Raw genomic sequence first — 18,514 nt, 5'->3', positions numbered from 1 at the left:
GCATTTTGCCTAAATTGATATTTTAGTTGTTGTGAAATCCTAATTACGATTCAGCGATCTTGTCAACGGATTTCTCAACTTGTAAAAATCGTTTAATTTCAATTATTTATTTTGATTATGCATTTTGTGATCGGCGCGCTTGTAATCAACCAACACGCAAATAGCGGTCAGGATGCACTGCCATTCGGTCCGAAAACCGGTGTTATTTCGGGATATGTCGCGCGGCAAAAAGGTGCGTGCTGATGGCCAAATTGCCATCCGCTTTATGTGCGTTTCGAACTCACCGTATCAGGCCGTGCGAAGCAACCTATCAAACGGCCGAAAGACTAAATACCCAAGTAACCAAGCACCCAGACAGTTGGTATCGATCCGGGAACACGGGAACACCCCGCCGGTTTCTGGTCATGCAACACAGTGATTTTGGATCAAAAGCCGACAGGCCGACGGGATTTGATACGCAGACCTTGATGCCCGCCGTCAGCGGGCAATATTGCGGTATTTCGCCGGGGTCAGACCGGTAAAGTGGCTGAACCGTGTGGTCAGATGTGCCTGGCTTGAAAACCCGGTGGCCAGTGCAATTTCGGCAACAGATGCCCGGTCATCGCGCAACATTTCCATGGCGCGTTCGATACGCTGGCGCAAAACAAATTTGTGGGGTGCCTCACCCACGGTTTTGCGGAACATCCGCGCAAAGTGATAGGCCGACAAATCGGCAACGTCTGCCAAATCTTCGATGGTCAGTGGCTGGTCAAGATGGGCTTCGACAAAGTCGAAAACCCGCCGTTTGACGACCGGGGACAATCCGCCGCGCACCGCGAAGCCAAGGTCGCGCCGCGTCGAATAACTGCGCAGCATATGCCCCATCAACAATTGCCCGGCATTGGACATGGCCATCCGGTCGGCCGGCACATTCCAGTCAAGCGGCAGCATGGCCTGACGCACGGTCTGTTCGATCAGGGGATCAAGGAAAAAGGTTTTCTCGGGCACCTCGACCGCATTGGGTTCGATATCGAAGGCCTCTACCACCGCACGTTCCCAGGCGGCGTGGGGGATATAAAGGTGGAACAGCTCCACCTCGCCCTGAACCAGCCAGTCCGATGTCATGAAAGCCGGCATCAGGCAACAACGCCCCGGTCCGCCACCGGTTACCGGATCGGGACCAAGTTGGCGCTGGATGCCTGTTCCGCCATTGATATACAGGCTGATCGTGTGATGATCGGGGTCGGTATATCTGGTGGTGACATGGGCCTTGCGCCGCCAATGGGCCGCCGAAATGCCGTCACCGAAATCCCCGGCGCGCAGCAGATTGGCATCCCCGATCAACTGATTGAAGACTTCAAACTTCTGATAGCGGCCGTTGGGCTGAAAACCCGATCCGGCACATTCTGTGGCAAGCGGCTCTGACATCAAGGCATCCTGAAATTCCAGAATGCGATCATCGCACCGGCCTTGCCGGTTGCAAAGCCCGTTCCACGCATCCCTGCCCTGAATTGCGCAAGAATATATAAAAGCCCGAAAAAAGAATGGCGATGAGCCAAGGCCCATCGCCGCACACTGCATGACGCAGAAGGAAGTTTATTGTCCGGTAGAAATTTACAAGTTCATTTGTTCAGTCACAGCGCGCCGTCATGCCGCCATCAACAACGATTTCGGTCCCGGTGATAAAGCGGGCCTCGTCCGATGCCAGAAACAGCGCCGCATTGGCGGTATCGCGACCATCGCCCATGAACCCAAGCGGAATACGCGCAAGACGTTGCGCCAGCAACGCATCGACATCGCCGCCAGCCCGTTGCCCGGCAAGGCGGGCTTCGACCATCGGGGTGTGCAACTGCCCGGGCACAACGGTATTTACCCGAACACCCTTGGCGGCATATTCCACCGCGACCACCTTGGAAAACTGGATGACGGCGGCCTTGGTTGCCGCATAGGCCGACTGTGCCGCCCCGGTCCAGCGCATGCCAGAGGTCGAGGACGTATTCACAATCGCCCCGCTTTGCTGTTTTTCCATGATCGGCAAAACATTGCGGCAGGTCAGATAGACACTTTTCAGATTGAAATCGACCTGCTTGTCCCAGACATCTTCGGTCATGTCAGCCGGTCCGCCCTTGGCCGAACCGCCGACATTATTGACCAGAATATCGACCCGCCCGAAATGATCGACACAGGCGCGAACCATCGCGGCAACCGCGTCACCATCGGTGATATCACAGATATGACCGACGATTTCACCGCCGACATTGCGGGTGCGTTCGATGGTTTCTTCAAGCGCGTCCGGGTTCAGATCAACAGCAAAGATCTTTGCCCCTTCTTCGGCGAAACGGACCGCCGTTGCCCGCCCGTTGCCCCAGCCCGGCCCGACACATCCGGCACCGGTTACAATTGCAATACGTCCTTCAAGGCGTCTTGTCATACCGGCCCCCTTATTTGTCAAAACGGTAAAAACGATGCGGGTTATCGACCAGAAGTGCCTGTTGCAATTCGGCAGTCGGGGCGATTTCCGGTATCAGATCGACCAGAACGCCATCATCCGGCGCATCGGCCCGGAAATTCGGATGTGGCCAGTCTGTCCCCCACAAAACACGGTCGGGGAAACGTTCGACCAGGGTACGCGCAAACGGAACCGCGTCGCCATATGGCGCGTCCTGACGCGATGCGCGTTCACAGCCCGACACCTTGACCAGAAGATGATCGTTTTCCATCAGGCGCAGCAATGCATTGAACGGTGCCTGATCCAGACCAAGCGACGCATCCACGCGCCCCATATGGTCAATCACCACGGGCACGCTTGATTTGGCAAGACCATCTGCCATGCCTTCGATCAGGCTGCTTTCCATATGGATTTGCAGGTGCCAGTCAAATCTGGCCAGACGGTCGGCCAGACGCAAAAGCTCGTCAATCGATGCCCCGGGTACAAGATGGGCCATATAGTTAAACCGGATGCCGCGAACGCCCAGATCATCCAGACGGCGGATTTCGTCGTCTTCGACCGTTACCGGCAACAGCGCAACACCAAGATAATCACCCTTGCGGGCATTCATGGCATCAAGCATGGCCCGGTTGTCAAACCCGTGCACGCCCGACTGCACAATCACGCATTTTTCAATGCCGATCATGTCATGCAGGGCAAACAGCGTTTCCTTGGGCGCATCGCCCGGCTGAAGTTTGCTTTGCGGTGAATAGGGAAATACAGCAGCAGGACCGAAAACATGACAATGGGTGTCGCAAGCGCCTTTGGGCATGGTGAATTTCGGCTGCGTTGGCGCAGGTTTATAGGTGATGGGCGCAGTATTCATGGCCATCCTCGTTGGTATTGATGTCAAAAACAGTGTGGTCCCGAAACCCTATTCCAGTTCGGGTACAGCCCCGTCGGGCGGCGGCAGTTCAAACACATTGATCGTCATGGAGATCAGCGTGTAATAGCCAAGGATACCGGTCAGATCGACGACCGCCTCCTGGCCAAGAATCTTGACCGCGCGGGCATAAAGTTCGTCGCCAATATGGCGTTCGGTATGAAGGGTAATCGCATAGTCATAGACCACCGCTTCGTCATCGTTTTCAAAGACCGGCTGCCGGTTGGTGCGGATCGCCTCGACAATGTCTGGGCTGATCCCGGCCTTAAGGGCGATGACCTTGTGCGCGGCCCATTCGAATTCGGATTTCCAGACACGCGCAGTCGCCAGAATGGCAAGTTCCGACAGGCGCGGTTCAAGCAAGGAATCATAACGGCAATACCGGCCAAGTGCCTGTGCCCGATCAGCAAGGTCCGGACGATTGAGCCACACGGCAAGCGGCCCGCGCACCCGGCCACGCGGACCGGATGCAATGGCGTCATACACTTCTTTCTGGCGCGGGGTCAGGTTTTCGGGTTGCAAGGGTGCAATACGGGTCATGCCGGGATCTCCGCGGGGCGTTCGGTTCGTCCAAAGGCCGCCTCGGCAGCCGCAAATTCGTCAAGCCAGTCAACAATCACCGGATAGGTTTGCCGCCATTCGACCGGCTGGCGCCAATCAAGATATCCCAGCGCACAGGCCAGACTGATCGACACCACATCGGTTTTGCGCGGATCGGGCAAAGCGGTTTGCATCGCATCGAGCGCCCGGCTGATTTTACCGCGCTGATGATCAAGCCAGACTTCCGAAATCTGTGACGGATCACGAAAACGTCCTTCATAGACCATCAACAAGGCAGCATCGGCAATCCCGTCAGCAAGGGTCGCACGGGTCAGGATACGGGCCCGTTCATCCACCGCCTCGGGGATCAGTCTGTTTTGTCCCGACCAGCGATCAAGAAATTCAATGATCACCCGGCTGTCATAAAGAATGCTGCCATCTTCAAGGATCAGACACGGAATTTTGCCAAGCGGGTTCTGCTGACGCAGGGTGTCGCTTTGATCACGGGTGTCGGCGGGCTGAACGTCAATCCGTCCGGACAATCCCAGAACATCCATTGCAATGCGGACCTTGCGCCCGAACGGGGATGTCAGGGTTGACCGCAACAGTTTCGGTCCGGGCAGTTTGCCGTCAAACGGGAAAAGGTTTTCTGCTGAATTCATCCTGCGATCCTCAATTCATCGATTCTGGCAGGAACAGCGCCATTTGCGGGAACAGGCACAGCAACAGCAACATTACAAAACCGGCCGCGATATAGGGCAACAATCCGCGGAACACATCTTCGAGGCGCACCCGCCCGTCAGAGGCGGCCTGCACGACAAAGCAGTTGATCCCGACCGGTGGAGTGACCGCGCCGATTTCCACCAGCAACACCACAAACACCCCGAACCAGATCGGATCAAATCCAAGGTTCATCATCACCGGATGGGTGATCGGAAGCGTGATGGCCAGCAATGCCGGGGCATCCATCATCATGCCAAGCAGCAAATAGATGCCGACAATGATCAGAACGACGATCCAGCGATTGACCTCAAGCCCGATCAGGAAACCGCCAATCGCATTGGCCACACCGCTCAGTGCCAGGAATTTCGAAAAGACCAGCGCACAGATGATGATCGCGAAAATCATGCCCGACGTCTTGATGGTATCCATCAAGGTTTTGCTCAGTTCCAGTTTGCGGATACTGCGCTGACGCATGATTGCCAGAACAAAGGTCAGTCCCGCACCAATGCCCCCGGCCTCGGTCGGGGTGAAAACCCCAAGATAAAGCCCGGAAATGATGCAGATGATAACAAACAGCAGCGGCCCGGCCAGACGAAGGGAATAAAGCTTTTCCTTCATCGGAACATTGGTGGCGGTAACCGGTGCCAGATCAGGATTGCGCATCACGGTCAAATAGGTCGCAATACACAGAAGAACCGCAAAGACACCGCCGGGAATGACACCGGCAACCAGCAAACCGCCGATGCTTGAATCCGTCAGGATGCCATAGACCACCACAAGCGCACTGGGCGGGATCATCACTGCCAGCGTCCCGGCAATGGCAATCGATGCCGATGCCAGACGTTTGTCATAGCCACGAGCGAGCATTTCCGGCAGGGCAAGCTTGGTAAAGACCGTGGCAGTCCCGACACTTGATCCGGACGCCGCACCGAATGCCGCCGCCCCCATCGTGGTCGAAATCGCAAGCCCGCCCTTTAAATTGCCAAGCCATTTGGTGGCGGCTTCGAACATGTCTTCGCCAAGACCCGCGCGCATCGCAAAAAAGCCCATCAGCAAAAACAGCGGAATAACACTGAAATGGAAGCTGTGCGTGGTGTCAAAAAACACCGTCGACAGCATGGCGGTCGCCCCCTTGGTCCCGACCAGGGCCGCAAGACCGGCTGCCCCGACAACACCAAGCGCAACCATCACATTCGCGCCAAACAGGATGGCAGCAAACAGGGCCACAATGCCCAAAGATCCGATTTCAAGCCCCGTCATTGGCCCACGGCCTCCTTGTTTGGCGCAGACCCGATCAGTTCACGCATGAAATCGAGTGCAAACTGAATGGCAAGCATCGTCAGTCCGAAGAAAATCACAAATTTGACCGGATAAAGCGGATAGCGAACCGATCCCCATTGCTGTTCATTGATCGCAAAGGACCGCATCGCAAATTCCCAGCCCGCCTGTGCACACCAGGCAAAGAACACGCAGCCCAGTGCGAGAACAAACAACCGCAACGGTTTCTGCATAAAGACCGGCATGTGCTGAAGAACGACCGTGACCTTGATATGGCCACCTTCATACTGGGTCAGTGCAAGCGACAGGAACACCAGAACCGTCAACATGGTTTCGGTGATTTCAAGGGCGCCCTGCACCGGGGAATTGAATAAGAAGCGCGACACTGCATTGGCCACAACCAGCATCATCATGGCAAAGGTTGTATAGCCTGCGACAAATCCGCAGCCGCGCAGGAACCGGCCATAGGACTGGCAGATCCGTTCGAACAACGACATTGATGGAAACTCCACTTAATCCGCGTCACCATATTTCATGGTGCCAAACCCGCCCCGGGAAACGGGCATTCCCGGGGCGGTGAATGTCGGCAACTCTTAGAATTCGAGTTCCGAAACAATTTCCTGGGCCGGAAGGCCCGCGGCTTCGGCGCGCGCGATCCATTCCTGACGGACAGCCTGGATGCGTTCGTCCTTGATCACGGAGACCAGTTCTTCTTTCGGGAACTGAATGACTTCAACCCCCTTGGCCGGCCAGCCGGCACGGACGTCCTTGATGGTTTTTTCCAGCTCGTCATTATAGGCGTCGGCATATTCCTGACCGAGCTTGTCGACCACCGCACGGGTGGCATCATCCATGGCGTTGTAGGTATCAAGGTTCATCGCGATCAGGTGACCGAACGACGCGCCAAGCGGAATTTCGATATAGTATTTGGCAACCTCGTCATATTTCCAGCCATAGGCCAGCGCCGGACCAATCGGCGTGCAATCGAGGATGCTGGTTTCAAGTGCTTCGTAAGCTTCCGACGTTGCAATCGAAACCGGGGTTGCGCCAAGTGCCTCGACCAGTGCCGGATAGGCAAAGCCATAGGTACGGATACGCTTGCCCTTGAGATCGGCCAGCGAACGGATCGGTGACGTGCACAGCAGGCCATAACTTTCAAGCGGACGGAACCCGACGGCCTTAAGGTTGTAATTGGCCAGTTCCTGGCTGAATTGCGGATATTTGGCGTGCCATTTTTCCATCAGATGCGCGATTTCGATCGTCGAATTCGGCTGCGGAATGAAGAAACCAACGGCGTTATTAAGCGGGAATTTATCGGCAAAATACGGTGTGACAATATCGCCGAATTCACCAACGCCGGCACTGAGCGCATCGGGAATTTCACGGGTCTTGGCAACCGAACCGCCCCAGAAAACTTCGATTTCATGTTCGCCATTGGTGCGTTTTTTGAATTCATCAACGAACCACTGGGTCGAAATCGCCTGTGCGTCGCCGGCACCCTGCGGCTTGAAGGTCAGCCATTTATAGGTTTCTGCCGATGCATTATTTGCAAAAGAAGTGGTCGCAACCCCAAGCGCAACCATCGCCATTGCAGCGGATGCAATCATCCCGCCTTTACCAAAACGTTTCATCATTCCTCCCTGGGCCGCGTGGGCCTGGTTACCAATCTTCTTGTTTGCGACAGATGCCCATCTGCCGGTCCTCATTGATTAGTCGCGCCGCGACCTATAATTCAAATACTATGTAATTATGCTTCCCATACCTTTGCGGCATGGCTATTTCCAGATACCGGCCGCAACCAGATCATCAACGATCTCGTGGATCATCTGTTCGACAACACTCAGGGTGCGTTTGCGTCCCTGATCCATGCGCATGGCCACGCAAAGCCGCCATGTGATTGCCGGATCGACAATCGGCATGGCTTCGAGCACCCCGCTTTGCACATCGGAAATGATCGCCCCATAGGTCAGGATCGTGAACCCGTGGCCATAGCGCACCAGCGACTTGGTATGGCCGATCCCGTCCGATCGGGTTTCGATATTAAGTGACACGTCATGCTTTTCGGCATAGCTGTCGACCAGAATGCGCAGGAAATTCGGTCGACTCGGCATGATCAGCGGATAGCTTGCGGCCTCTTTGAGGCTGTAGGACGGCTTTGAAAGCGTGCCAGACCGCCCGACCAGACAAAGATGTTCGACCAGAAGTTCGGTGATCTGGATATCATCGCGCGGGGTCGGGTCATGCATGACCGCGACCCCGATTTCGTTGTTGGCCATCTTCTGTTCAAGATCGGCACTGAAACCTTCGACAAAGCGCAATTCGATATCGGGATACAGCGCCTTGCTGCGTTCAAGCAGACGCGGGGCGATGAATTCCCCCGGTGTCGGCGGCATCCCCACCGACACCACCCCGCCCAGATGGGTTGAATGAATGGTGATGTCATGATGGGTTTGCTGCAACTGATTGAACATCAGATAAGCACGGCGCAACAGGATTTCGCCCGCCTCGGTCAGGTCCGCCCCGCGTACCGTGCGGGTAAACAGCTGCACCTTAAGGTCTTCTTCAAGCCGCTTGATCTGACGGCTCAGTGCAGGCTGTGCGATGCGCAGGCGGTTTGCCGCCCGGGTGAAACTTTTTTCTTCGGCGACACTGACAAAGTATCGCAAGGCCCGCAGTTCCGGTTGCCATTCCCCGTTCATCCGGCTCCCCTTCCCGGTAATTCGTGATCATGCTTTTTCTTGCTGATGATCCGGCCCCTATAACCGGACGGCATAATCAAGGCCAAGCCCCCACAAAATTGCAATAGCCGATAACCCTGAGACTTTCGTCAACCGGACCCAAAACACCGCAAGAACGTGAAAGAACAAAATCCCGGCTTATGGCTTAATCGGGCATGACGGTTATGCCCCACATGGCCGTTGCACAACCAAGCCCCTCTTGCGTCACCACGCTTCCCCTTATGTGCCGTTACGGCGCCACGATGTTTGAAAGCCCCGAAATGACTGCCCTTTTATTTGCCATTGTTACATTCTGCTGGGGCTTTACCTGGTATGCGATCAAGCTCCAGATCGGTCCGATCCCGGTTGAAATTTCGATCTTCTATCGCTTTGCCCTTGCCGCGGCCGTGCTGTGCGGCTTTTTGGTGCTGTCGCGCAAATGGCGCCCGGTGCCATGGCGCGCCCATCCGTGGATCGTGCTTTTGGGCTGCGGGCTTTTTGGCATCAACTTTATCCTGATGTATTCGGCGACTGCCTATATCGCATCGGGCATTGTGGCGGTGATTTTCACCACCTCGACCATTTTCAATGCGCTGGGCAACTGGGCCTTTTATGGCAATCGTCCGGGTGTGCGCTTTGTGTTTGGTGCGGCCTTCGGGCTTGGCGGGATTGCCTGCCTGTTTGCCAATCAGATTTACGCGCTTTCGCATAATCCCCATGCGATCACCGGCATGTTGCTGGCCCTGTGCGGGACGGCTGTGTTCAGTTGCGGCAACATGGTCTCGGTCAAGCTGCATTCCATGGGCATTCCCAATCGCGATGCGGTTGCGCGCGGCATGGTTTATGGCACGGTGTTGCTGTTTATCTTTGCCACCTTGCGCGGCCAGACACCGGTGATGCCGACCGACCCGATCTATATCGGCGGGTTGCTGTATCTGGCCATTCCGGGATCGGTGGTGGCGTTCATCGCCTATCTCGCGCTGGTCAACCGGGTTGGTGCGGGGCGTGCGGCCTATGTCACTGTTCTGTTCCCGGTGGTGGCGCTGACGGTTTCGACCTTCCTTGAAGGCTATGTCTGGACCCCGATTGGCGCGACCGGCCTTGCCATGGTGTTGCTCGGCAATATCACGATCTTTGCCAAGCTGCCGAAATTCATCCGCCTTTCGGGAAATACCGCGCCGGTCAAATAACCCTCAATACCGGTCATCAGGCTTCAGGTCCGAAAATGGCGAGCAGCAAGATTGTTGCTCGCCTATTTTTTTGCGCGTTACCGGGGCGTCCCCGGCAAGCACCAGCCCCGACAAGCACCAGCAAAGAACGGACAAAATAATGCTCCCCACCGAAATCACGCCCAAACGCTTTGCGCTTGAAGAAAATCATCAATCAGGCAAACCTGTTTATCCGCAAGATGACAGCAACCGCCTTGCCACCACTGCCACCTCGCCCAAGGCCACCCTTCAGGGACATTTGCGCAAACAGGAAACCCGCCCCATGCCCACACAGCCACAACGCATGCCCGATCTCAGGATGGATGGAACAAGCTGGGCGATGTTGCTCATTCTTTCGGTTCTTTGGGGCGGATCGTTTTTCTTTACCGAAATAGCGCTTGTCGATCTTCCGCCCTTTACGCTTGTGCTGTGCCGGGTGACGATTGCGTCACTGATCCTGTGGTGGGTGGTGTTGCTCCGTCACATCCCGATCCCGCGTGATCCGAAATTCTGGGGCGCGATTGTCATTATGGGGGCGTTTAACAATCTTGTGCCCTTTTCGTTGATTGTCTGGGGACAGACCCATATCGCAAGCGGCCTTGCCGCCATCCTCAATGCGACCACCCCGCTTTTCACCATCGTCATCGCCCATATCGCCACCGACAATGAAAAGCTCAATCTGCGCAAAGCGCTGGGGGTTCTGATCGGCTTTGCCGGGGTGGTGGTGATCATCGGCCTGCCGGGTGGTGAAACCATTGCCGCCAAGGGCGAGAACACCTTCAAACCGGCTTCTGCACTGGCACCGCTTGCCCCCTTTGCCATCCTGCTTGCGACATTCTGTTATGGCTGCACCGGGGTGTTTGGCAAACGGTTTGGCGGCATGAACCCTATCCTGACCGCAGCCGGCATGACCAGCGCCTCGAGCATCCTACTGATCCCGCTTGCCGCGATCATCGACCGCCCCTGGACCCTGCCCGTGCCCTCCCCCGAAACCCTGATGGCAGTCTTTGGTGTAGCCCGCCACATGTTTCTGGAGTGTTCGTCACTTGTATCTGGAGGAAGCGGAAAAACGTTTTCTTCCGATCTGAGAGCATTCTCAGAGGCCTTTTATATCACTCTCAGAAGGCTCAAAGAAACGGCCACAGCACTGTACCACTGTGGCCGTTCCGCGTGTAGGAGTAGAGGTTGGTAACAGCAACGGCTCACGCGATGAACTTATTGGTATTTTTAGAGATAAATTGCCATGCCGCCAGTTATGTCTCTCGACCAGCTATCCATCCTTGATCAAACCCAATCTGACTATCGTTTCTGCCACCTCTCGCTTTGAAGGCACAGGGACGCCCTCTGGCAAATGCTTTGGCAAACTTAGCCATGCCTTTCCTATATTGCCTTTAGCGCCTCCTTTCAGGATACGCATGAAAGGTAAAACCCACGGCGGTGCGGTATTATCCTCTTCCGGCTCAAAATACTCAGGTGCCGGTTCTATTTCGGGCAAGATCTCCACCTCAACGTCCACATCGTCATAGGACCTCGGCACAGCCAATATCCGCGATATCAGCGCATCGAAAGCACGAGCCGGAAGATCCGAGTAATGATATTTGAATCGCTTGCCGCCTAGTCCCTTCGCATCAAGTCTGCGCCAGCCACGGGCGTTTGCAAGCCGGGTAATTGCGGCCTTTGAGGCAGGCATCCCCGGCAACCGCAAATCAAGCAATTCCTGTGCATCATACCATTCCTGAATACGGTTTTTATCGTGCAAAACCTGAACCAGCACGGCCTCAAGATATGTTGTCCGACGCTGGCAATAGGCCCATTCTTCTATGGGCACCTGCACTGTCAGGTCGAAACTATCGGTTTTGTCCGTCATGCAACCTCCATAAAACCGAAGTGCCGGATAAACCCGGCACCGGTACAGGTCAGGCAGTAGCGGCCATATCCGTGCCGCTACTATCCGGATCAATGTCGGAGATTGCACCGCTGTCGCGGAGTTGTTCGATTATCCGCTGGACGGTCTGTTTTTTAAGATTAACCGCTTTGGCGATTTCCTCGACTGGATGACCTTGGCGATAGGTCGCAATGATTGCATGGTCACGTACAGAGAGCTTTGGATAGCTCTCATCAGCACTTGATGTTGTCGCATTTTCCTGCTGACTGCTGTGTTCTGTCGAGGCCATTTTATGCATCATCATCCCGGCTCGCAGTCCCCGTTGCTCAGCTTCCCGCAACTGATGATCCAGATTTTCCGTCCCGGTACGATGGAATTGTTCGTCAAGTTCATCTGTTGCAATCGCTATGTTTTTACGGATTGCGCCGACCAGCGTCACGAGCCCGGAAATTGAATTATTCAGAGGATTGCGGTCCAACATGCTCAAATCCTGACTGCCAGAGATCAGGCAATCTATCAGGTCCAAAACATCCATTGAGTCCTGAAGCCCTTCCATAGGGCTGTGGCTATTGAACGGATAAGGGTTTTCCATAGGGTTTCTCCAGTGTGCTTTCTAGGGCATCCACTGTCTGCGACCACCGCAGACAGCCGGGGGCTAGAAACCGTCACTGGTACGGCACCATGACCTTTGGGCTTACGCCTTGGACATTCGCCATGGTCCCCCGGCCTGAAATCCGCAAATGTAGGCCTGTCGGAATTCAGGCACAAAAAAACACCTTCAACGACCTCAATCTAGGAAGCCGTTCGGCGGTGTTTGCCGCCAGTGGATGGGTTTCTAGGCCCGATGAAAAGATATTCGCATGGGCCGGTTTCGTCAACCTGTTTGAGAACGCAATGATTGCGTTCTCCATAATGGAAAACGACACAATGTCGTTCTCCATATTTTCTGAGGTGCCTATTGAGAACGACATCGTGTCGTTCTCGCAGCGTGGTCGATGCAAACGACACGATGTCGTTTGCAAACTTGCTATGAGCTACCTTGAATGTTTGATTTAACAATGGACACGGTGTCCGTTGCTAAACGCAATCATTTCGTTTAGCAGATTTCTTTACGATCCACCCATTGCGTAGCCTGCATAGACGGATGGCACAAAATCGGGGTTGTCGGATTTGACTTCCTTGACCCGCATGTTTGACGGGGCGTTCTCGAAGGAAACCTTAACCTCACCACCAAAGCGGCCCTGAGGCTGCCCATTTTGCCGCCCGATCGCGGGTGCTATCGCCGACGCGGCATTGCCCATAGCACCGGGCATCTGACCAAAGCCGCCGGCATCGACACCAATCCGTTCTTTGACCCAATCAGGCATCCAGTCCATCAATTCGGTCACGGCAGAACTTAGCCAGGCAATCAGTTCGGACATTTTTGCCTGCATACCTTGCAAGAGACCATCAATCCATTGCCCGCCAATGGCCGAAAGGCTGAAACCGGAGAAGGTCGAAAAGACGCTTTTGACGAATGAATTGAATGTCTCTTTGACACCTTCCCACAACTCAGAGAAGTACTTTCCGATAGGTGCCCATGCCCGCTTGATGGCAATCGATGCGCGTTGCATCGCCTCAATAAAGAACGTCGAAACGGCTTCCCAGTTGTAAACAACGAGGGCCAACCCAGCCAATGCCGCGACCACCGCAGCAATCGGGGTCAAGAGTAGACTGAACCCTGTGGCAAACACCCCAGCGGCAGAAGCCGCAAGCCCCAGACCGAAAACCAATGGCCCAATTGCAGCCGCCAGAACACCCGCAACAAATGCAACCTGTGTCAGCAAGGGATTTGCCTTTGCGAAATCCCGGAAACCAGCAGTCACGCGCTGAATCGTAACGATCAAGCCATCCAGCCCGCCTTTGATGCCAAGCATTTCGGTCATTACTTCGCCGATCTCGGTAAAGAACAGGCCGATATTATCCATCAATGTTGAGAGTTTGCCGAATAGGGTTTTGGACTGTTCTTCCATCTGTTTGTGGAATACGCCGCCCTGCGCTGTCATGGTTTCCATTGCTCGGGTGAGAATGTCGAAGCTGATCCGCCCCTGAGACGCAAGTTCGAATATCTCGTCTTTCGATTTTCCCAGCCCTTTTGCCAGTACGTCAATGACTGGAACGCCCCGGTCAGAAAGCTGCAAAAGCTCCTCGGTCATAGCCTTTCCTTTGGCCTTGACCTTGCCATAGATTGCGGCCATTTCAGTCAGTGGGATATTCGCACCAGCCGAGATATCGCCCAGCATGGTGAGCTTTTTGATTACCTTGCCACCTTCAACGCCGAACGCGAGAAGTTGTCTCGCGGCCTGTCCGATCCCTTCCATCTGGAAGGGTGTGCGTGCAGCGAACTCAGACAACCCCTGAACCATTTTCTTGGCAGCGTCTCCACTGCCCAACATAGTTCGGAACGATGTTTGAAGTTGCTCCATTTGCCCGAATGCTCGCAAGGCAAAGCCACCAATTGCCGCAAGAGGCGCTGTCACCTTCATAAGTGCTTCGCCACCAAAATCGCGGAACCGCTGCCCCACATTACGGGCAGCTTGACCAAGCGCCTGTAACCGTTCCCGCGCGGCAGCAAGATTTGCCTGAAGACGATCCAGACGCGCTCGGCGAGCAATATCGCCTAGTGCAGCGCCGATCTGGCGGGCCGGTTTGGTTACCCGATCAACGGCCTGAATGATCATCTTGAGATTCAATTCGCGAGACATGGTTGCTCTCCAGTGTTTTTTCCAAAGCGCACAAGCCCGAAAATCGCCCCGTCAGTGCGCGTAACATGATTTGATAGGGATGGGTGCGAAAACATCGGACACACATCTCTTAGCGGCTCTTATCGCCTCTTAAGCAATGGAATAGGCATTGCCAGAAGGATTATGATCCCTTAACGTCAAGCATCAGGATCGAAGAGTGCAATCTGGTCACGGCGAGACGCCCAACCTCGCTACGATCTAGTGGTCGCATCTGGACGATATTGCACCGACCAGATTGCAATATTGAAGCATACTTCAAAAATAATGGATGATAAGGCTGCGTATCTCCCGGAACAGTTCCGGGAGTTTTCATTTTGTCTATCCGTGAAATGTTCCGGTCTATTCAAATGGATCGGAATAACATGCGCCATTTACCGGATATCTATTACCATCAATCTTTTTTGGCATTGGCCGATATTATCGGGTTTCATGCGGCCTTCACATTTGTGAATGCGATGCCTCAGTCAGACCGTTTCTATATCCCGAAGAAGTTTGTGGCTGACCACAGGATTTCCCTGACTGTTGGTGATGATAATTTCCGTAAGCTCATTGATGCTTTCGGTGGCTGTCATATTCTGATCCCGAAATCACCAGAAGTCTCCAGTAAGAAACATCGCATCATCGGAGTACTGATGGAGGGCAACCTGTCTCAGCAGGCAATCGCTCAACGGTTTAACGTCACTGAACGTTACGTGAGGAAAATCTTCGCTGAATTGCGTGACATCGGGGTTGGACGCCCCGAAACACCTGACACCCGCCACCCTCAAATTTCACCTGAACTATTAAGAATACTGGGATGGAATGCTGACAGCCCCGAAAGTTTAATTGCAAATTGCAATGAACAGACTGCCGCTCGTGTCGCGACTAAGCTCAATTTGCCACAAGAAAAGTGCAGCAGCGTGCGGAGCCTCATCAACTCGATATTGAAAGATACGCCTCTCACCAAACGGGCGATATCCTGCCTTTCGGCTTCCAATCAGATCGCGTACCGGGAAAATCCCGTACAATTTCTGGCAAAACTTAGAGCCGCTGCCGAACCAAATGGCCACGCCATCCTCCAAAAGGATACTGTAAAATGACCGATACCCTGATGGCGATGCAGACACCGCAAGAAGATGCATACAAAGGGCGCTTCAAAGTGCGGGTTATCCGGGCAGGGTTGTCGGGTAACATGAATTTTTATCCCGACGAAACTTTGAAAAAAGCGGTACCTCTTTTTGAGGGTGTCCGGGTTTTTGTTAAATCTGACAACGAACATCTGAAGAGCCAAGGTAAAGATGTTCGCAATTTGATCGGTAGAATTGTTGATGTGTCTTTCTCTGACGGACAATCTCCTGACACCGGTCAGATTGAAGGCACTTTGGAAATGATCGATCCGACCGCTCCTGAATCCCAAAAGCTGAAGTCAGCGTGGGACCGAAAAATGACCGACCTAATGGGTCTCTCCATAGATGCAAAAGGAAAATCTACAGTCGGCAAAATTGGGCGGCAGCGTGCACGCATCATTACCGATTTTTCGGCTGTTAGTTCCGTGGATTTGATCGTTGAACCCGGTGCCGGTGGTCAAGTCCTCAACCTGATTGAAAGCAATGGAGCTCAAGAAATGGACCCGCAATACCTGAATGATGAAGACGTCAAAGCCACCGTCAATGCCACTCGCTTGCCTTTGGTCGCCAAACAGAAATTGATCAACCAAAATTCGTCCCCCTCTCAGGTGACCTCCGATGACTTGCGGGAAGCCATAAATACAGAGGCCGACTATTTGGCATCGGTATCCGATAGCGGGAAAGTTAAAGGCTTGGGTGATGACGCTTACCACTCAAATAGCCGCGTCCAGATCCTCGAAAGCCGGGATGAAAAGGTCAGCAAGATGCTCGATGCGTTTTTTGATCCTTCGGACCGTTCAGTTATTTCAATCCGCGAGTGCTATCTGGATATCACTGGCGACCGAACTTTTTCCGGAATTTTGCGCAACTGCGATCAGGCACGGCTTCGGGAATCTCTTGGTAGTCAGAGTTTTGGTGATGTTCTGGGTGACAGTATTTCTCGTCGTCTTGTCGCCGAATACAACAATCCCAGCGTTTATGACGTTTGGCAAAATCTTGTCAGCATTGTTCCAGTGAATGACTTCCGTGCCCAGGAGCGCACGCGGTTTGGTGGCTATGGCGACTTGCCGAAAGTTCTAGAGTCAAATCCATACACCTCGCTGTCCTCTCCAACCGACGAAAAAGCCACCTACTCGGTAGAAAAGCGTGGCGGCACTGAAGACCTCACTCTCGAAATGATCACCAACGATGATGTCGGCGCGGTCCAACGCATCCCGACAAAATTGGTACGATCAGCCAAGCGAACTTTGTCAAAGTTTGTTCTGGATTTCCTGAAAAACAATCCTGTCGTTTATGACGGGGTTACCTTGTTCCATGCCACTCACAACAATCTGGGTACGTCAGCACTTGACGCGGCATCGGTTGCTGCTGGAAGGCTTGCTATCAAAAGTCAGCCAGAGAAGGATTCCGGCGAAAAGATCGGGATCGGGCCGCGTTTTCTCTGGGTGCCGGACGAACTGGAAGAAGAAGCTGTCAATCTGTTTCGTAGAAATACGGAACAGGACAAAACTTTCATCCAATCTCTCAGCCTTGACGTTATCCCGGTTTGGTACTGGACAGATGTGAATGATTGGTGCCTGTCAACTGACACCAATGACGTTCCCGTTATTGAACTCGGTTTCTTGGGTGGAACAGAAGAGCCGGAAATTTTCGTTCAAGACAGTCCGACCAGTGGATCAATGTTCACGCACGACAAAGTGACTTACAAAATCCGCCATATCTATGGCGGCACGGCGCTTGATTATCGCGGGGTCTACAAATCCGTAGTCGCCTAATCGACCTTGGGCCACTGGCAGCTTCTGGCCCAATGCCGCCACCATGTAGATTGTGCTTCTCACGTGGTGGCGGCTTCCCTTTTCATATCTTGGCAAATCAATAGGATCGTAATGGACTTCGCAGAACACAACTACGCAGACGCCGCAGTCGATCTAGCGGAACAACTAGATGATGTTCCTCTGATGATCGCCGATGTGGTACTTGACGATGTGCGGCGGTACTTGTGGCTGCGACAATTCTCCGGTGCCTCGAAACAGGCATTAATTCTTGGTATGACAACCGAAGAAACAGAGCAGGCCATCCAGATTGCCAACTCATTGGATGGATCAGTGACCTTGAATGAGGCCGAAGAAATCATCCACGAAGCAAGGGCGATAATGTGGGGGGCAACCTTCTCTCAGATACCTCGTTCACACTTTGCTAAGAGCATTCTGGCCAATGCCGGAAAAAAGGGTGAGAGTGTCCATTAATCTGTGCTGACGAGAAGTTTTTATTTACTCTTCAGCATGCACCAGAAAATGAAACTTCCTGAATTTTAACAAGTCATATCAGCTACATACAAAGAACCGTAAACATAGAGAGAACCAGTAAGCAGACTTTACGGTTGCGGTTCTAAACCGTAAAACCGAAACTTCTGTCAATCCGAATGAATGGTCAGGTAATTTACCCAAATTCGTTCCGGGTTGGGCGAAAGTTATCGACCGAAATACCCACTCGTCAACAGTGTTTAAGCATCTGAACTATAACAATAATTATTGAAATTTTGATCAACTCGGAAACTATCGCTGAAGTGGGAAAGTTCGTTCCGACTTCTCTCGCCCAACCCGGAACCACCGACAATGGCCGCGACTACCTTGATCCCGCGCAAACATTAGATTAAGAGCCGATTTAGAGACCGTTCAGTGCGCACTGACTTTCTCCAACTTCAACTGGCGAAAACTGTGACTTTCCGTTTTACTCCAGATTCAAACACCTTTTGGGTGCGGGCCAATGCAACACCGCATAAGATGTTTATTATCAATGCCATCCCACTAAGTCCCGCCTTATCCCGGTATATCCCGGATTACTCTAAGAACAAGTGACGGTTAACACAAAGCACCGGCAATCCCCGCCAGACGCCCAATGGCAGTTCCCATGCAGCACCCCGG

At 53.6% G+C, this 18,514-nt stretch carries 18 protein-coding genes; 6 read left to right on the top strand and 12 right to left on the bottom strand.

Annotated elements, in window-relative coordinates:
- Positions 1 to 477: 477 nt before the first annotated feature.
- The 9 genes from SIB88_RS10765 to SIB88_RS10725 form a co-directional block, all read right to left on the bottom strand.
- Positions 478 to 1,407, bottom strand: coding sequence for a helix-turn-helix domain-containing protein (locus tag SIB88_RS10765; RefSeq protein ID WP_082817790.1), 930 nt, complete (start codon positions 1,405 to 1,407; stop codon positions 478 to 480).
- 202 nt (positions 1,408 to 1,609) lie between these two features.
- Positions 1,610 to 2,410, bottom strand: a complete 801-nt coding sequence (locus SIB88_RS10760; RefSeq protein ID WP_068518511.1) for an SDR family NAD(P)-dependent oxidoreductase — start codon at positions 2,408 to 2,410, stop codon at positions 1,610 to 1,612.
- A gap of 10 nt (positions 2,411 to 2,420) precedes the next feature.
- Positions 2,421 to 3,293 (bottom strand): amidohydrolase family protein, encoded by an 873-nt coding sequence (locus SIB88_RS10755; RefSeq protein WP_068518725.1) that lies wholly within the window; start codon positions 3,291 to 3,293, stop codon positions 2,421 to 2,423.
- 48 nt (positions 3,294 to 3,341) lie between these two features.
- Positions 3,342 to 3,890 (bottom strand): carboxymuconolactone decarboxylase family protein, encoded by a 549-nt coding sequence (locus SIB88_RS10750; protein WP_412558044.1) that lies wholly within the window; start codon positions 3,888 to 3,890, stop codon positions 3,342 to 3,344.
- Positions 3,887 to 4,552 (bottom strand): glutathione S-transferase N-terminal domain-containing protein, encoded by a 666-nt coding sequence (locus SIB88_RS10745; protein ID WP_228196539.1) that lies wholly within the window; start codon positions 4,550 to 4,552, stop codon positions 3,887 to 3,889. The genes SIB88_RS10750 and SIB88_RS10745 overlap by 4 nt, the downstream gene beginning before the upstream one ends.
- Before the next feature lie 10 nt (positions 4,553 to 4,562).
- Positions 4,563 to 5,873, bottom strand: coding sequence for a TRAP transporter large permease (locus tag SIB88_RS10740; RefSeq protein ID WP_068518514.1), 1,311 nt, complete (start codon positions 5,871 to 5,873; stop codon positions 4,563 to 4,565).
- Positions 5,870 to 6,388 (bottom strand): TRAP transporter small permease subunit, encoded by a 519-nt coding sequence (locus SIB88_RS10735; RefSeq protein WP_068518515.1) that lies wholly within the window; start codon positions 6,386 to 6,388, stop codon positions 5,870 to 5,872. The genes SIB88_RS10740 and SIB88_RS10735 overlap by 4 nt, the downstream gene beginning before the upstream one ends.
- Positions 6,389 to 6,484: 96 nt before the next feature.
- On the bottom strand, positions 6,485 to 7,522 hold the full coding sequence (locus SIB88_RS10730; RefSeq protein WP_068518516.1) for a C4-dicarboxylate TRAP transporter substrate-binding protein: 1,038 nt from the start codon (positions 7,520 to 7,522) through the stop codon (positions 6,485 to 6,487).
- A gap of 144 nt (positions 7,523 to 7,666) precedes the next feature.
- Complete coding sequence (locus SIB88_RS10725; protein WP_068518517.1) at positions 7,667 to 8,590, bottom strand: LysR family transcriptional regulator; 924 nt, start codon at positions 8,588 to 8,590, stop codon at positions 7,667 to 7,669.
- A 299-nt stretch (positions 8,591 to 8,889) separates the two neighbouring features.
- On the opposite strand from SIB88_RS10725, the gene SIB88_RS10720 reads away from it, so the two are divergent.
- Both SIB88_RS10720 and SIB88_RS10715 read left to right on the top strand, forming a co-directional pair.
- Positions 8,890 to 9,798, top strand: a complete 909-nt coding sequence (locus SIB88_RS10720) for a DMT family transporter (RefSeq protein ID WP_412558042.1) — start codon at positions 8,890 to 8,892, stop codon at positions 9,796 to 9,798.
- Between the two features lie 139 nt (positions 9,799 to 9,937).
- A complete protein-coding gene (locus SIB88_RS10715) occupies positions 9,938 to 11,008 on the top strand; it encodes a DMT family transporter (protein ID WP_412558041.1) in 1,071 nt (356 codons plus the stop codon).
- A gap of 78 nt (positions 11,009 to 11,086) precedes the next feature.
- On the opposite strand, the gene SIB88_RS10710 is transcribed toward SIB88_RS10715, so the two are convergent.
- Positions 11,087 to 11,683, bottom strand: a complete 597-nt coding sequence (locus SIB88_RS10710) for a DNA-binding protein (RefSeq protein ID WP_114099998.1) — start codon at positions 11,681 to 11,683, stop codon at positions 11,087 to 11,089.
- A gap of 49 nt (positions 11,684 to 11,732) precedes the next feature.
- On the bottom strand, positions 11,733 to 12,293 hold the full coding sequence (locus SIB88_RS10705) for a helix-turn-helix domain-containing protein (protein WP_114099999.1): 561 nt from the start codon (positions 12,291 to 12,293) through the stop codon (positions 11,733 to 11,735).
- Between the two features lie 89 nt (positions 12,294 to 12,382).
- Between SIB88_RS10705 and SIB88_RS10700 the strand changes: the two genes are divergently transcribed.
- Complete coding sequence (locus SIB88_RS10700; protein WP_147252103.1) at positions 12,383 to 12,757, top strand: hypothetical protein; 375 nt, start codon at positions 12,383 to 12,385, stop codon at positions 12,755 to 12,757.
- A 53-nt stretch (positions 12,758 to 12,810) separates the two neighbouring features.
- On the opposite strand, the gene SIB88_RS10695 is transcribed toward SIB88_RS10700, so the two are convergent.
- Positions 12,811 to 14,445 carry a tape measure protein gene (locus tag SIB88_RS10695; RefSeq protein ID WP_114100001.1) on the bottom strand — a complete coding sequence of 545 codons (1,635 nt, stop codon included), beginning with the start codon at positions 14,443 to 14,445 and terminating at the stop codon, positions 12,811 to 12,813.
- 353 nt (positions 14,446 to 14,798) lie between these two features.
- Between SIB88_RS10695 and SIB88_RS10690 the strand changes: the two genes are divergently transcribed.
- The 3 genes from SIB88_RS10690 (at position 14,799) to SIB88_RS10680 (ending at position 17,836) form a co-directional block, all read left to right on the top strand.
- Complete coding sequence (locus tag SIB88_RS10690; protein ID WP_147252105.1) at positions 14,799 to 15,563, top strand: hypothetical protein; 765 nt, start codon at positions 14,799 to 14,801, stop codon at positions 15,561 to 15,563.
- Positions 15,560 to 17,365 (top strand): hypothetical protein, encoded by a 1,806-nt coding sequence (locus SIB88_RS10685; protein ID WP_114100003.1) that lies wholly within the window; start codon positions 15,560 to 15,562, stop codon positions 17,363 to 17,365. The genes SIB88_RS10690 and SIB88_RS10685 overlap by 4 nt, the downstream gene beginning before the upstream one ends.
- A 111-nt stretch (positions 17,366 to 17,476) precedes the next feature.
- Positions 17,477 to 17,836, top strand: a complete 360-nt coding sequence (locus tag SIB88_RS10680) for a hypothetical protein (RefSeq protein WP_114100004.1) — start codon at positions 17,477 to 17,479, stop codon at positions 17,834 to 17,836.
- The last annotated feature ends 678 nt before the right edge of the window (positions 17,837 to 18,514 follow it).

Origin of the sequence: Thalassospira sp. MIT121401 (assembly GCF_047125595.1) — a bacterium.
GTDB classification, from domain to species: Bacteria; Pseudomonadota; Alphaproteobacteria; order Rhodospirillales; family Thalassospiraceae; genus Thalassospira; species Thalassospira povalilytica.
This window is presented reverse-complemented; position numbering and strand designations above follow the sequence as displayed.